The organism is Ruegeria sp. YKSF070 (assembly GCF_059612725.1).
In genome coordinates this window covers 111,321-124,523 of the sequence record NZ_JBXWRD010000010.1, presented here as the reverse complement: position 1 = coordinate 124,523, position 13,203 = coordinate 111,321, and the positions used below count along the sequence as shown (strand labels likewise).

The window sequence follows — 13,203 nt, the reverse complement described above, 5'->3', positions numbered from 1 at the left end:
TGCAGTCCGGACGGTTGACAAGGAGGAGTTACAAGATGGTGAACAGCAGCCCGAGAATGACGGCGCCTGCGCTGGTTGCGGCACTTGCCTGCATTGCGCCCGCCGCACCCGCCCTGGCACAGGAACGGCCGAAGCTGGTCTTGCAGATCACCGTCGATCAACTGCGCGGCGACCTGATCGAGAGGTTCGGTGCGGGACTTGGCGAGGACGGGTTCCGCCGCCTGATCCGGGGCGGTGTCCATTTCACCCAGGCCCATCACGGCCATGCCAATACCGAAACCATCGTCGGCCACACCACGCTGGCCACCGGTGCCGATCCAGCGGTGCACGGGATGGTCGCCAATGTCTGGTTCGACCGGGTCGAGGGCGGTCAGGTCTACAATGTGCAGGACCCCGACTATCCGCTGGTGGGCGCCGCCGGGGTCGATGCGGCGACCGAGATCGACCCGACCCAGCGTGCCGCCACCACCGATGGCCGCTCGCCCGGCAACATCCTGAGTTCGACCATCGCCGACGAGATCGGCATGTTTTTTGGCCCCGAGGCGCTGATCTTTGGCGTGTCGGTCAAGGACCGGGGCGCGATCTCGATGGCGGGCCATACCGGGCAGGCCTATTGGTTCTCGAAATCCGAGGGGCGGTTCGTAACCTCGACCTTTTACCGCGACGACTACCCCGGCTGGGTGAGCGACTGGAACGGGTCGGGCATGGTCGCCTCGTATGCCGGGACAAGCTGGATGCTCTCGGACGCGCCCGAAAGCTACATGTTCGGCACCCGTGACGATCAGCCGTGGGAGACCGAATTTCCCGGTTTCGGGCGCAGCTTTCCCCATGCCTGGGGGGAAGCGGACGACAAGTATTACACCACCCGCCTGACGCTTAGCCCGGCGGGCGACGAGATCACCGTGGATTTTGCCAAGGCGCTCATCGAGGCCGAGGGCATCGGGCAGGACGCGGTGCCCGACTACCTGGCGGTCTCGCTGTCTTCGACCGATTATGTCGGGCATATCTTCGGACCGTCGAGCCTGGAGGCCGAGGACAATCTGCGCCGCCTCGACCGGACGCTCGCCGATCTGCTCGACTTCGTGGATGACCGGATCGGGCTGGATCAGGTGCTGGTGGTGCTGTCCGCCGATCATGGCTCTCCCGAGAACCCGGGCTACCTTGCAACCCATGGCATCAAGGCGGGCACTTTCGACTTCGAGCGCGTCGATACAGAGCCCGGTTTCGTGCGTCTGGGTGCCGAATTCGGTGAGACCCGCGCGCTGATCCGTAACTATTCCAGCCCCTATGTCTATCTCAACCGCGAGCTGATCGCCGAAAAGGGGCTCGATCCGGCCACGGTCGAGGATTCGGTGGCGCGCGAACTCGACCTGCTGCCCGGCATCGCCTATGCGGTATCCAGCCGCCGCCTGCGCGAGGGGCAGATCGGCGAGGGCAAGGTGGTGGACGCCGTGCGCCGCAACTTTCATCGTGACCGGTCGGGCGATATCTATGTGGTGTTCGAACCGCATTGGTTCATTGCCGATTTCGACGGGCTGACAGTGGCCTCGGCGCATGGGTCGCCTTGGACCTATGACACGCATGTACCGGTGATCTTTCACGGGCCGGGTATCCCCCCGGCGCGCATCGCTCGCCATGTCGAAACGGTGGACGTGGCGCCGACCATCGCCGCCTATCTGGGCACCAAGCCTCCCTCGGGCGCGACCGGAGTCCCTTTGATCGAGGTGCTGGACTGAGCGAGAGGCCAGCGCCGCCTATCTCCTCAACACGCCGTGTTGGGCGTAGCGCCAGTATAGCTGGTCATGCCATGCGCTTCCGCCAATCTCGCGCGCGGTGCGGTGCAGAGCACTGTCTATCTGGTTGCGGGGGGTGACGTGGAACCGGCCGAGCCAGCCATGCATGGCGTGGGCGAACCCTTCAGGCAGAGCGCCTAGGTCCGAAAAATCGACGATATGCAGTTGACCGCCGGGCACCAGGTGGTGGGCCGCCATGCCGATCGCCGCGCGCCAGTCGTGAATCTCCGACAACCCGTATGAGATGAAGATGCGGTCGAACAGGGGGCGCCCAAACAGCAGTTCGGCATCGAAATCACACGCATCGCCGCGCGCCAGATGCGCTTGGCCTCCAAGGGCGCGGCGGGCGGTGGCCAGCATCTGTTCCGAATTGTCGATTCCGTAAAAGCGGCAATCGGGATAGTGCCGCGCCGCCGCGCGCAGGTTTCGCCCGGTGCCACAGGCAATTTCGAGCACATGCATTCCGGGGGCGGCATCCAGTTCCGCGATCAGCCGGTTCCGGCCGAACAGATAGTATTTGCGGGTCAGATCGTAGAACAGGCGCCGATAGCGATAGGTTCTGTCCGTCATGGCGGCGTGGCCGGTGCTGTGCGTCAACTGCATGGAATCAACCCTCGAAACGATAGAGATGGAAGGCTCCGCAGATGGCCGATCGGTCATGTTGGGTGGCATGTACCAAACCTCGTGATCATGGCGCCAGCGCCCGCGACGCGCCGGATCGACCCGGCCCGACAGAGTATCCTGGGTCACGTGTGCCGGCCCGCGCTGATGCGGTTGGCGCCGTGCTAGAGCATGGAGTTAACAGGAACGTGACGGTTCCGAGCGTCCGCGGCAGATGCTACGCGAGACGCCTTGCGATGTTGGCAGGGCGCGAGATGAGCGACAGGGCCGTGGATGGCGGTTCCAGCGTGAAAATGCTAAGGACTGGGGTGGCGGTTCCGAAGGGGATGAGCCTTAGGGTAATTCGGGGCCCTCTCCATACTACGGCTCGCGGCCTATCCTGCCAGATTGAATGAAGAGCCAGTATGCACTCGTAAAACAAAACCCCCCGAGCCTGCGGCACGGGGGACATCCGATCTTAATCCTTTTTCGGGGTGGTCAGCCGCCCCAGGAGCGGACCTCGCCGCAATCCATGTGAACGAAATTCGAACGGTAGTATTTGCCGACACCACCAGCGCGGCAGGAAATCGCGGCATTTGCCATCTGGCTGACCGAACGCGAGGCAAGCCGCAGGTCGGCGGCCTGGCCCTGCATGTGCAGCGAGTTGCGGGCCACCCCTCGCGAGCGGCTGCGCAGCATGGCATTGGTCTGCGGGCTGCGATAGCCGGACAGCAGCATATAGGGCTCGTTTACGTCCATCAGGTTGTGGGCGGCGGCCATGATGTCAATGGTGCGCAGGTCCATGGTCTTGACCTGATCGACGCGCCAGTCGCGCATGAAGTAATTGATCTCCTTCACCGCGTCCTTGATGTAGTCGCCGTCGATCCAATACACCATGTCGATGCGTTCGCCGGTGCGGCCGGAATACATGCGGATACGGCGGATGTCGCCGCCGCCACGCAGGAACCCTGCGGCCATCGAGTAGGTGGGAGCGGCGGCCACTGCGGTTGCGGTGAATGCCCGAAGAAGTGCGCGCCGAGTAAGGCCCGTCGAGGTGTTGTGAGTCATGTGACTGTTTCGTCCCGTACGTCGTCCTGCCTGCACACGATGTTACGTGTACATTGTTTATAACCATCCCCCGGTTGCGCATTTGTATGGCACAGGGGGATTCGTTCGCCAAGTTTTCTTTCAGAATGTGTAATCCAAGGGGGAATTTTCGGCAGATTTTCGCCCAAACAGGTGATGCATATGCAGCAATTCGCCGCTAGCCAACGTGCCCTCGGCGCGGAAGGGCGATGCATCTGCGCATCATCCGGGCCGTCATGTTGGCACCTGATGCAATTGTGAATGGACTTTTTCCCCTGGTTCTCACGAAGTTTTTCATAGATTCACATCATTGCTCGTGATTAACCGCATTTGACCAGGACCCGAACATGCCGCATCTCAAACGCCCCCGCCTTCGTCTCACGCTGACAGCCTTGCTGCTTGCCGGTGTCGCGGCGTTCGGGTCAGTCGGCGCGGCGGAAGCGCAAGTTACCGCATATAAACAAGCTGTTGCCGAGGCAAGCTATGGCGATGACGGGGTCGCTGCGTTTTACCGCAAGAACGGCTATCAACCGGTCTGGACCGGAGAGGGGGCCGAATTCGCCGCCCGTCGCGTCGCGCTGATCGAGGCGCTGAGCATGGCCGAGGTGCATGGCCTGCCCGCCGGACGCTATGACATCGAGGGACTAAGGGCGCAGATGGCTTCCGCGCGCACCACCCGCGACATGGGGCTGGTCGAAGTCGCACTGAGCCGCGAATTCGCCCGCTTTGCCCGTGACCTGCAAACCGGCCTGCTGACACCTTCGCAGATCGACGACGGCATGGTGCGCGAGGTCGAACGCCGGGGCGCCGAGGTGTATCTCACCGAATTGCAGGCGTCCCAACCTGCGCGCTACATGCGTGGGCTGGCGCCGGATACGGCGCAGTACCGTGCCTTGCTGAAACTCAAGCTCGACCTTGAACATGCGCTGGCCACCGGTGGCTGGGGGCCGACCGTTTCGGGCGGCAAGCTGGAACCGGGCAACAGCGGCCCCCGGGTCGTTGCGCTGCGCAACCGGCTGATCGCCATGGGATACATGGAGCGCAGCGCGGTGGCGAGCTATGATGGCACGCTGCAAAAGGCGGTTCAGGCGTTTCAGCTGGCCCATGGGCTGGAGCCCGACGGGGTGGCCGGCGACGGCACCCTTGACGAGATCAACAAATCCGTGGCCGACCGGTTGAAATCGGTGATCGTCGGGCTGGAGCGCGAGCGCTGGCTTCCGCGTGATCGCGGCGAGCGGCATATCCTGGTCAACCAGACCGATTTCACCGCCAAGATCGTGGATCATGGCCGCGTCACCTTTGAAACCCGCTCGGTCATTGGCAAGAATGTCAGCGACCGGCGCAGCCCCGAATTCTCGGACGAGATGGAGCATATGGTGATCAACCCGAGCTGGTATGTGCCTCGCTCGATCATCACCAAGGAGTATCTGCCTAAGCTGCGGGCCAATCCGAATGCGGTGCGGCATCTGGAGATCACCGACAGTCGGGGTCGTCAGGTCAATCGCGGCGCGGTGGATTTCAGCCAGTTCTCCAGCCGCAGCTTTCCCTTTGCCATGCGCCAGCCGCCGGGCAAGAGCAACGCACTGGGGCTGGTGAAATTCATGTTCCCGAACAAGTACAACATCTACCTGCACGACACGCCGCAGAAACACCTGTTCGCCCGCGAGGTCCGCGCCTATTCACATGGCTGCATCCGTCTGGCGCAACCGTTTGAATTCGCTTACGCGCTGCTCGCTCTGCAAGAAACCGATCCGAAAGCCTTCTTTCACAACGTGCTGAACACCGGCCGCGAAACCAAGGTCGATCTGGAACGCCATGTGCCGGTACATATCATCTATCGCACGGCGGTGGTGGATGACCGGGGGCAGCCCGGCTATCGGCGCGACGTTTATGGGCGTGACGCAAAGATTTGGGAGGCGCTCAGCCGGGCAGGGGTGGTTCTGAGCGCGGTTCAGGGTTAAATCCACGGGGCCAACCACAAGAAGCAGGCCCCAGATGACCTATACCATTTCGCAGATCGCCGACGCCCTCGGGGCCGAGGCCGCGGGCAATCTTGACCTGACCGTCACCGGTGCAGCGGAACCGGGAGATGCCGGGCGTGACCAGCTGGCGCTGGCAATGTCGCCGAAATATGCCGAGGCCCTGGCACAGGGGGGCGCGCGCGCTGCGATCCTGTGGCCCGGCGCCGCATGGCAGGCGATGGGTCTTGAGGCCGCGATCTTTGCCACCCGACCGCGTCTGGCCATGGCGGGCGTGACAGCCATGCTCGACCCCGGTCAGGGTGTTGCGGCGGGCATCCATCCCTCCGCGGTGATCGACCCCAGTGCCGAGATCGGCGCCGATGTCAGCATCGGGCCGCTGACCGTGGTGGGCGCGCGGGCCAGGATCGGCGATGGCTCGGTGATCGGGCCGCATTGCGTGATCGGCATGGATGCTGTGCTGGGCGAGGGCGCTTTCCTGCGCGAGATGGTCAGCATTGGTGCCCGTACCACCATTGGCGCCCGTTTCATCGCGCAACCCGGCGCACGGATCGGCGGCGACGGGTTCTCGTTTGTCACGCCCGAGGTGTCGGGTGCCGAAAACGCCCGCAAGACGATGGGCGATCAGGGCGAGGCCAAGGCACAGGCCTGGACCCGCATCCACTCGCTGGGCGCGGTCGAGATCGGCGACGATGTCGAGGTCGGCGCAAACTGTACCGTCGACAACGGCACCATCCGCAATACCTGCATCGGCAATGGCAGCAAGCTCGACAACCTCGTGCATGTGGGCCACAATACGCGCGTCGGGCGCGACTGTCTGCTGTGTGGCCAGACTGGCGTGTCGGGCTCGGTCGAGATCGGCAACAACGTGGTGTTGGGCGGCCAGACCGGGGTGGTCGACAATATCTTTATTGGTGACGGGGTGATCGCGGGCGGTGGCTCCAAGATCCTGTCGAACGTGCCGGCGGGGCGGGTGATCATGGGATATCCCGCAGTGAAGATGGACCAGCACACCGAGATCTACAAGGCGCAGCGCCGTCTACCCCGCCTGTTGCGCGACATCGCGGCACTGAAAAAGGCGGTTTCCAAACCGGGAGTGAGCGAGTAAATCAGCGCCAGACAGAACCCAGAGGATCGACATGAGCATCAGCGACCGCGTCATCGCCATCATCGCCGAGCAGGCCGTGCTGGAGCCCTCCGACGTCAGCCCCGAAAGCACGCTTGAGGAGCTGGGCATCGACAGCCTGGGCCTGGTGGAAAGCATCTTTGCCATCGAAGAGGAATTCGACATCTCGATCCCCTTCAACGCCAACGAACCCAGCCAGAGCGATTTCGACATCTCGAACGTGGCCGCGATAATCGCGGGGATCGAGAAGCTGGTGGCGGAAAAGGTCTGACCTCGCCCATGAAACGGGTCGTCATCACCGGGGCCGGCACCATCAACGCGCTGGGGCATTCGGTGCCCGAGACGCTGCACGCCATGCGCGAGGGCCATTGCGGCATCGGAGAGCTGGAGTTTCGCGATGTCGAACGGCTTGCCATTCGCATCGGTGGCCAGGTGCGCGGGTTCGAGGCCGAGGGCCGGTTCAACCGCCAGCAAATGTCGCTCTATGATCGCTTCACCCAGTTCACCCTGACCGCGGCCAAAGAGGCGATCGACCAGTCGGGGCTGAACTTTCACGGTGAACTGGCGGCGAAATCGGGTGTGGTGCTGGGCACTGCAGGCGGTGGCGTCAGCACCTGGGACGAGAATTATCGTTCGGTCTATGAAGAGGGCAAGAACAGGGTCCATCCGTTTGTCGTGCCCAAGCTGATGAACAACGCGGCCGCCAGCCATGTGTCGATGGAACACAATCTCAAGGGTCCGTCCTTTACCGTCTCGACCGCCTGCGCCTCGTCGAATCATGCGATGGCGCAGGCCTTTTCCATGGTGCGCAGCGGCATGGCGCCGGTGATGGTAACCGGCGGATCGGAATCGATGCTGTGTTTCGGCGGGGTCAAGGCCTGGGAAGGGCTGCGAGTGATGTCCAAGGATGCCTGCCGCCCGTTCAGCGCCAATCGCAACGGTATGGTCCAGGGCGAGGGCGCGGGTATCTTCGTGTTCGAAGAGATGGAACATGCCAAGGCGCGCGGTGCCGAGATACTGTGCGAGGTGGCGGGCTTTGCCATGTCCTCGGATGCATCCGATATCGTGATGCCCTCGAAACAGGGGGCAGCGCGGGCGATGGCGGGCGCGCTGGCCGATGCGCGGATCAACCCGGGCGAGGTCGGTTATATCAACGCGCATGGCACCGGCACCGCGGCCAATGACAAGACCGAATGCGCCGCCGTTGCGGATGTGTTCGGGCGTCATGCCGACAGCCTGATGATTTCCTCGACCAAGTCGATGCATGGCCACCTGATCGGCGGCACCGGCGCGGTGGAACTGTTGGCCTGTATCATGGCGTTGCGCGACGGGGTGATCGCCCCCACCATCGGTTACGAGGAACCCGATCCCGAATGCGCGCTGGACGTGGTCCCGAACGAGGCGCGCGAGGCCAAGGTCGACGTGGTGCTGAGCAATGCCTTTGCTTTTGGCGGGCTGAACGCGGTTTTGGCCCTGCGCAAGGTTTGACTCTCAAGGCATTGAGACAAAAGAAAAGGCCGCCAGGTTTCAGCGAGCCGGCGGCCTTTCTTCATCTGTAATGGCGGTCAGTTGCTGACCACGTCCACCTTGTCATAGCTGGCGGTGAAGCCCGTCAGCGACAATTCCAGCGACACGGTCTGATCCGGGGCCGGGGCGGGAACCAGCGATACCGTTGCCTTGGCCCCCTTCTTCATCGCGTCGATATCGGCCTGGGTCAAACCGATTTGCGCGATGCAGCCGATCGGGTTGCAGAACGAGTAGTTGTACCGCTTGCCGGGTGCCCCATCGATCGAGATCGTCAGCTGGGCCGGCAACAGGGTTTCCAGCGGAACGATCACGGTTGCCCCGGCAACCGCGACACCGCCCTCTTCGAGCCGGAACATCGAGAACTCGGCCATCGGGTTGCCCTGGGCGTCGGTCAGGATCTGGAGCATCGAACAGGGGTCTGTTTCACCCTCTGTCTTGATGCAGGCCATGTCCCAATCGCCGATCTTCTCTTTGGAGTAACGCTGGCCCAGCTGCGGCGAACCATCGGCCGGCGTGCCCAGATCAAGAATCTGGTCGGCCGTCTTCTGCTCTTCCTGCGCCGGGGCCGTTTCGGCCGGTGTGGTCGTGTCCTGTGCCGTCGCGGCGCCGGTCAGGGCCAGCAGGGCGGCGGCGGACAGGGTAATCAGGGTCTTGGTCATGAATGCCTCGTCAAAAGATGAGCTGCTCGCGCCCCGTCTATCACGAGTGTTCGGCGCTGTCAGGGACAAAGCGGCGCATCAGCGGCGATTTGATAAGGGCGGAGCGGAACGAAAAAGGGAACCCGTGTAACCGGATTCCCTCTTATCTGTCTCCCCGTCGGACTGGCCGACTTAGTATTGTGAGCAGACGTTACGAGAGGTGCGCCAATGGGTCAACAGCTATCGCAGGTTTTTTCGTCTCTCGGGAGCAATTGATTGGAGATGCTCGATTTTTGACCGTCAGGTCGAAAAATGCCGTGCCCGAAGGCACGGCCAGTCTGACAGGGAGGAAGTGCCCCCGCAGCACCAGATGCCTAAGGGGCAATAAGGACTATCGCAGGCAAAGGTTAACTTTGTATGGTTGCGGTGGAACGATGAATTTCGAGGCGTAAACCAAATGGATGGAAAGATTTTCCTGGGCGGCGGCGGCCCGGATTACGGTGTGGCGCAGGGGCTGGACCTGAAATATGCCAACCGGCACGGGCTGATCGCGGGGGCCACCGGCACCGGCAAGACGGTGACGCTGCAAATCCTGGCCCAGGGTTTTGCCGAGGCTGGCGTGCCGGTCTTTCTGGCCGATGTCAAAGGTGACCTGTCTGGCATGGCCAAACCGGGATCGGCAGATCACAAGCTGCATGAGGCCTTTACCTCGCGCGCCGAAAAGATCGGTCTGACCGACTATGAATATCGTGCCTGTCCAGTAACTTTCTGGGACCTGTTCGGCGAACAGGGTCACCCTGTACGCACCACCGTGGCCGAGATGGGGCCACTGTTGCTGTCGCAGTTGCTGGAGCTGAGCGAGGCGCAGGAGGGTATCCTGAACATCGCCTTCCGACTGTCGGACGAGGAGGGGCTGCCGCTGCTTGACCTAAAGGATCTTCAGGCGCTGCTGGTCTGGATCGGCGAGAATGGCAAGTCGCTGTCGCTGCGCTATGGCAATATCTCGACCGCCTCGGTGGGGGCGATCCAGCGTCGCCTTTTGGTGATCGAGAACCAGGGCGGCGCGCGTCTGTTCGGGGAACCGGCGCTGGATCTGGCCGACATGATGCGGGTCGACGATCAGGGGCGCGGCATGGTCAACATCCTGGCCGCCGATACGCTGATGGCCTCGCCGCGGCTCTATTCCACCTTCCTGCTCTGGCTGCTCAGTGAACTGTTCGAGGAACTGCCCGAGGTGGGCGACCCCGACAAGCCGAAACTGGTGTTCTTCTTCGACGAGGCGCATCTGTTGTTCGACGACGCGCCCAAGGCGCTGGTCGACAAGGTGGAACAGGTGGCGCGCCTGATCCGGTCCAAGGGGGTGGGGGTCTATTTCATCACCCAGAACCCGGCGGATGTACCCGAGGATGTGCTGGGCCAGCTGGGCAACCGCATCCAGCACGCGCTGCGCGCCTTTACCGCGCGCGACCGCAAGAACCTGCGGCTGGCGGCCGAGACCTATCGTGAGAACCCCGCATTCGACACAGAAGAGGCGATCCGCGAGGTGGGCGTGGGCGAGGCGGTGACCTCGATGCTGATGAAGAAGGGCGTGCCGGGGGTGGTGGAACGCACCCTGATCCGCCCGCCCTCATCGCAACTGGGCCCGATCACCCCGGCCGAGCGCAAGGCGATCCTGGCCACATCGGACATGGCGGGGAAATACGACACGCCGCTGGACCGCAAATCGGCCTTCGAGATCCTGGCGAAACGGGCCGAGGAGGCCGCGAAAGAGGCCGAACAGGCCGAGGAACGCGCCGAGGAGGCCAGCCCGTGGGAACGGGAATACAACTCGGCCCGCCGCTATTCCGGCAGCCGTGTTGGACGCTCAACCTCCCGTAAGAGTCGCGGTCGCAAAGAGGACACTCTGACCAGCGCGATGGGCGAGGCGGTGATCAAGGAGTTGAAGGGCACCACCGGCCGCCGCATCGTGCGCGGCATTCTTGGCAGCCTGTTCAAGGGGCGGTGACGGATCGGGGGCGCTGCCCCCGTCGCGCGCAGCGCGACTCCCCCGGAGTATTTCGAACCAGAAAGAAGCAGATCGGCGCTTGAGCGCGGTTTGCACGAAAAAGGCCGCGTCCGGGTGGGGCGCGGCCTTTCTGGATGTTACTTTTCCGGGATCAACCCGCGTGGGCTGAACCTGAGCACCAGGAGCAGGATGATCCCCATGGTCAGGAGCCGCATATGGGCGGCGCTGTCGATCAGGTGCGATTTCAGCGCGCTGCCCTCGGCCATGCCGCTGGTAATCACCTGCATCAGGAAAAGGCCAAGCGGCTCGACCTGAACCCAGAGGAACCAGATCAGCATCGCACCCAGCACGGCGCCAAAATTGTTGCCCGAGCCGCCCACGATCACCATCACCCAGATCAGGAAGGTGAAGCGCAGCGGCTGATAGGTGCCCGGTGTCAGCTGCCCGTCGAGCGTGGTCATCATCGCACCGGCGATGCCACAGACCGCCGATCCCAGCACGAAGATTTGCAGGTGTCTGCGGGTGACGTCCTTGCCCATCGCCTCGGCCGCAACCTCGTTGTCGCGGATGGCGCGCATCATCCGGCCCCAGGGGCTTTTCAGTGCCATCTGCGCCATCCAGAGAAGGACCAGCAGCACCACCATGAACAGGACCGAATAGCCCAGTTTCACATAAAGCGTGGAGGCGGTGACCGGATCGATGCCCAGCGACGCGGCGCTTTCAACGAATCCGGCATCGTTTTGCAGGTCGATCTCGTAAGGCACCGGGCGGGGCAGGCCGATCACGTTCTTGACCCCGCGCGCCAGCCAGTCCTCGTTCTTCATCACCGCGATGATGATCTCGGCGATGCCCAGTGTGGCAATCGCCAGGTAATCCGAGCGCAGGCCCAGCGCCGTCTTGCCGATCAGCCAGGCGGCACCCGCGGCCAGAAGGCCACCGGCGGGCCAGGCCAGCAGCACCGGCAGGCCCAGGCCGCCGATATTGCCCGCCGCGGCCGGGTTGATCGCCTCGACCGCCATCACGTTGGGATCAAACACCGCGCGATAGATCACAAAGCCCAGAACCAGCACAGCCAGCATGGCCAGGTTACGCCCGCGTCCCTTGGGCATGTGGCGCGATACCAGCACGGCGGCCACCACGGTGGCAGCCCCCAACAGCAGCGCCAGCACGATGCCGAAGCCGCCCGCGCTCCACGCCTCGGGCGAAAGCGGCTCGGCCACAAGCACCACGGCAAGACCGCCCAGCGCGACAAAGCCCATCACACCCACGTTGAAGAGGCCCGCAAAGCCCCATTGCAGGTTCACCCCGATCGCCATGATGGCCGAGATCAGCCCCATGTTCACGATCAGGATGGCCGAGTTCCAGCTTTGCATGAAACCGGTGATCACGATCAGGACGGCGACGCCCAGAAACAGGGCGGTGTTCTTCACTGTCTCGGTCATACCGCTTTCCCCTTGAAGAGGCCCGTAGGCTTGAACAGCAGCACGATCAGCAGGATGACGAAGCTGACCGCGAATTTGTAATCGGTGCTGAGTAGCTGCACCAACCCGTCGGGTGACATGCCCTCGGGCGCCAGATAGCCCAGCACCTTTTTCCAGGCATAGGTCACCGTCACCTCGGAAAAGGCGATGACGAAACCGCCCGCGATGGCGCCCAGCGGGCTGCCCAGACCGCCCACGATGGCCGAGGCAAAGATGGGCAGCAGCAATTGGAAATAGACAAAAGGCTTGAAGCTTTTGTCCAGTCCATAGAGCACACCCGCCGTGGTGGCCAGCGCCGCCACGATGAGCCAGGTGTACATCACCACGCGCTCGGGGTTGATGCCCGAGAGCAGCGCCAGATCCTCGTTATCGGAATAGGCGCGCATGGATTTGCCGGTGCGGGTCCTGTTCAGGAACCAAAACAGAAGCGCCACGCAGATCACCGCGACAACAACGGTCAGCGCTTGGGTCGATTTGATGGCCAGCCCTTCGTCCAGCCCGGTCATCTTCTTGAAATCACGGGCCGAGATCAGGAAGCGGGTGCCATCGGCGAAATTCTGGTCGTTGGGGCCGATGATGAAACGCACCAGCCCGTTCATGATGAACATGACGCCCATCGACACGATGACCAGGATCACCGGTTTTGCCTTTTGTTCGCGGTAAAAGCGATAGACCGCGCGGTCGGTGACCAAAACCAGTGCCATGCAACCCAGAATGCCGAAAGGCAACGCCAGAAGCGCGGTTGGCAGAGGACCAAGGTGAATGCCATGCGATTGCATCCACCAGGTCACCAGCACGGTGATCATGGCGCCAAAGGCCATGGTGTCGCCATGGGCAAAGTTCGAGAACCGCAGGATGCCATAGATCAGCGTGACGCCCAGCGCACCCAGCGCCAGCTGGCTGCCATAGGCGATCGCGGGGATCAGGACAAAGTTAGAAAGCGCCACAAGGGCGTTGAGGATTTCCAT

Annotated in this window: 11 protein-coding genes; 6 read left to right on the top strand and 5 right to left on the bottom strand. The window is 62.9% G+C overall.

All coding sequences use genetic code 11. The features are described from left to right. The first annotated feature begins 35 nt into the window (after positions 1 to 35). Positions 36 to 1,736: an alkaline phosphatase family protein gene (locus AC2FL1_RS08065; RefSeq protein WP_496876564.1), complete on the top strand. Its 1,701-nt coding sequence runs from the start codon at positions 36 to 38 to the stop codon at positions 1,734 to 1,736. An 18-nt stretch (positions 1,737 to 1,754) separates the two neighbouring features. On the opposite strand, the gene AC2FL1_RS08060 is transcribed toward AC2FL1_RS08065, so the two are convergent. Further along, the gene (locus AC2FL1_RS08060) at positions 1,755 to 2,363 is read right to left on the bottom strand and encodes a class I SAM-dependent methyltransferase (RefSeq protein WP_496876563.1); all 609 of its coding nucleotides are present in this window, start codon (positions 2,361 to 2,363) and stop codon (positions 1,755 to 1,757) included. A gap of 528 nt (positions 2,364 to 2,891) precedes the next feature. Further along, positions 2,892 to 3,461 carry a peptidoglycan L,D-endopeptidase MepK gene (mepK, locus tag AC2FL1_RS08055; protein WP_234144265.1) on the bottom strand — a complete coding sequence of 190 codons (570 nt, stop codon included), beginning with the start codon at positions 3,459 to 3,461 and terminating at the stop codon, positions 2,892 to 2,894. Positions 3,462 to 3,826: 365 nt separating this feature from the next. Here mepK and AC2FL1_RS08050 point away from each other — a divergent pair, with 365 nt between their 5' ends. The 4 genes from AC2FL1_RS08050 to AC2FL1_RS08035 are packed head-to-tail and all read left to right on the top strand — an operon-like array spanning position 3,827 to position 8,072. Continuing rightward, positions 3,827 to 5,440: a L,D-transpeptidase family protein gene (locus AC2FL1_RS08050; protein WP_496876562.1), complete on the top strand. Its 1,614-nt coding sequence runs from the start codon at positions 3,827 to 3,829 to the stop codon at positions 5,438 to 5,440. 34 nt (positions 5,441 to 5,474) lie between these two features. Beyond that, entirely contained in the window at positions 5,475 to 6,566 is a 1,092-nt protein-coding gene (lpxD, locus tag AC2FL1_RS08045) for a UDP-3-O-(3-hydroxymyristoyl)glucosamine N-acyltransferase (RefSeq protein ID WP_496876561.1), read from the top strand. A gap of 31 nt (positions 6,567 to 6,597) precedes the next feature. Then, positions 6,598 to 6,855 (top strand): acyl carrier protein, encoded by a 258-nt coding sequence (locus AC2FL1_RS08040; protein ID WP_496876560.1) that lies wholly within the window; start codon positions 6,598 to 6,600, stop codon positions 6,853 to 6,855. An 8-nt stretch (positions 6,856 to 6,863) separates the two neighbouring features. Continuing rightward, positions 6,864 to 8,072: a beta-ketoacyl-[acyl-carrier-protein] synthase family protein gene (locus tag AC2FL1_RS08035; RefSeq protein ID WP_496876559.1), complete on the top strand. Its 1,209-nt coding sequence runs from the start codon at positions 6,864 to 6,866 to the stop codon at positions 8,070 to 8,072. A 77-nt stretch (positions 8,073 to 8,149) separates the two neighbouring features. Here AC2FL1_RS08035 and AC2FL1_RS08030 read toward each other — a convergent pair whose 3' ends face one another. Then, complete coding sequence (locus tag AC2FL1_RS08030) at positions 8,150 to 8,770, bottom strand: invasion associated locus B family protein (protein WP_496823616.1); 621 nt, start codon at positions 8,768 to 8,770, stop codon at positions 8,150 to 8,152. 436 nt (positions 8,771 to 9,206) lie between these two features. Between AC2FL1_RS08030 and AC2FL1_RS08025 the strand changes: the two genes are divergently transcribed. Continuing rightward, positions 9,207 to 10,754 carry a helicase HerA-like domain-containing protein gene (locus AC2FL1_RS08025; protein ID WP_496876558.1) on the top strand — a complete coding sequence of 516 codons (1,548 nt, stop codon included), beginning with the start codon at positions 9,207 to 9,209 and terminating at the stop codon, positions 10,752 to 10,754. Between the two features lie 137 nt (positions 10,755 to 10,891). Here the strand turns inward: AC2FL1_RS08025 and AC2FL1_RS08020 are convergent, their stop codons facing one another. Both AC2FL1_RS08020 and AC2FL1_RS08015 read right to left on the bottom strand, forming a co-directional pair. Then, the gene (locus AC2FL1_RS08020; protein WP_496823613.1) at positions 10,892 to 12,196 is read right to left on the bottom strand and encodes a branched-chain amino acid ABC transporter permease; all 1,305 of its coding nucleotides are present in this window, start codon (positions 12,194 to 12,196) and stop codon (positions 10,892 to 10,894) included. Continuing rightward, positions 12,193 to 13,203, bottom strand: coding sequence for a branched-chain amino acid ABC transporter permease (locus tag AC2FL1_RS08015; protein WP_234218037.1), 1,011 nt, complete (start codon positions 13,201 to 13,203; stop codon positions 12,193 to 12,195). The genes AC2FL1_RS08020 and AC2FL1_RS08015 overlap by 4 nt, the downstream gene beginning before the upstream one ends.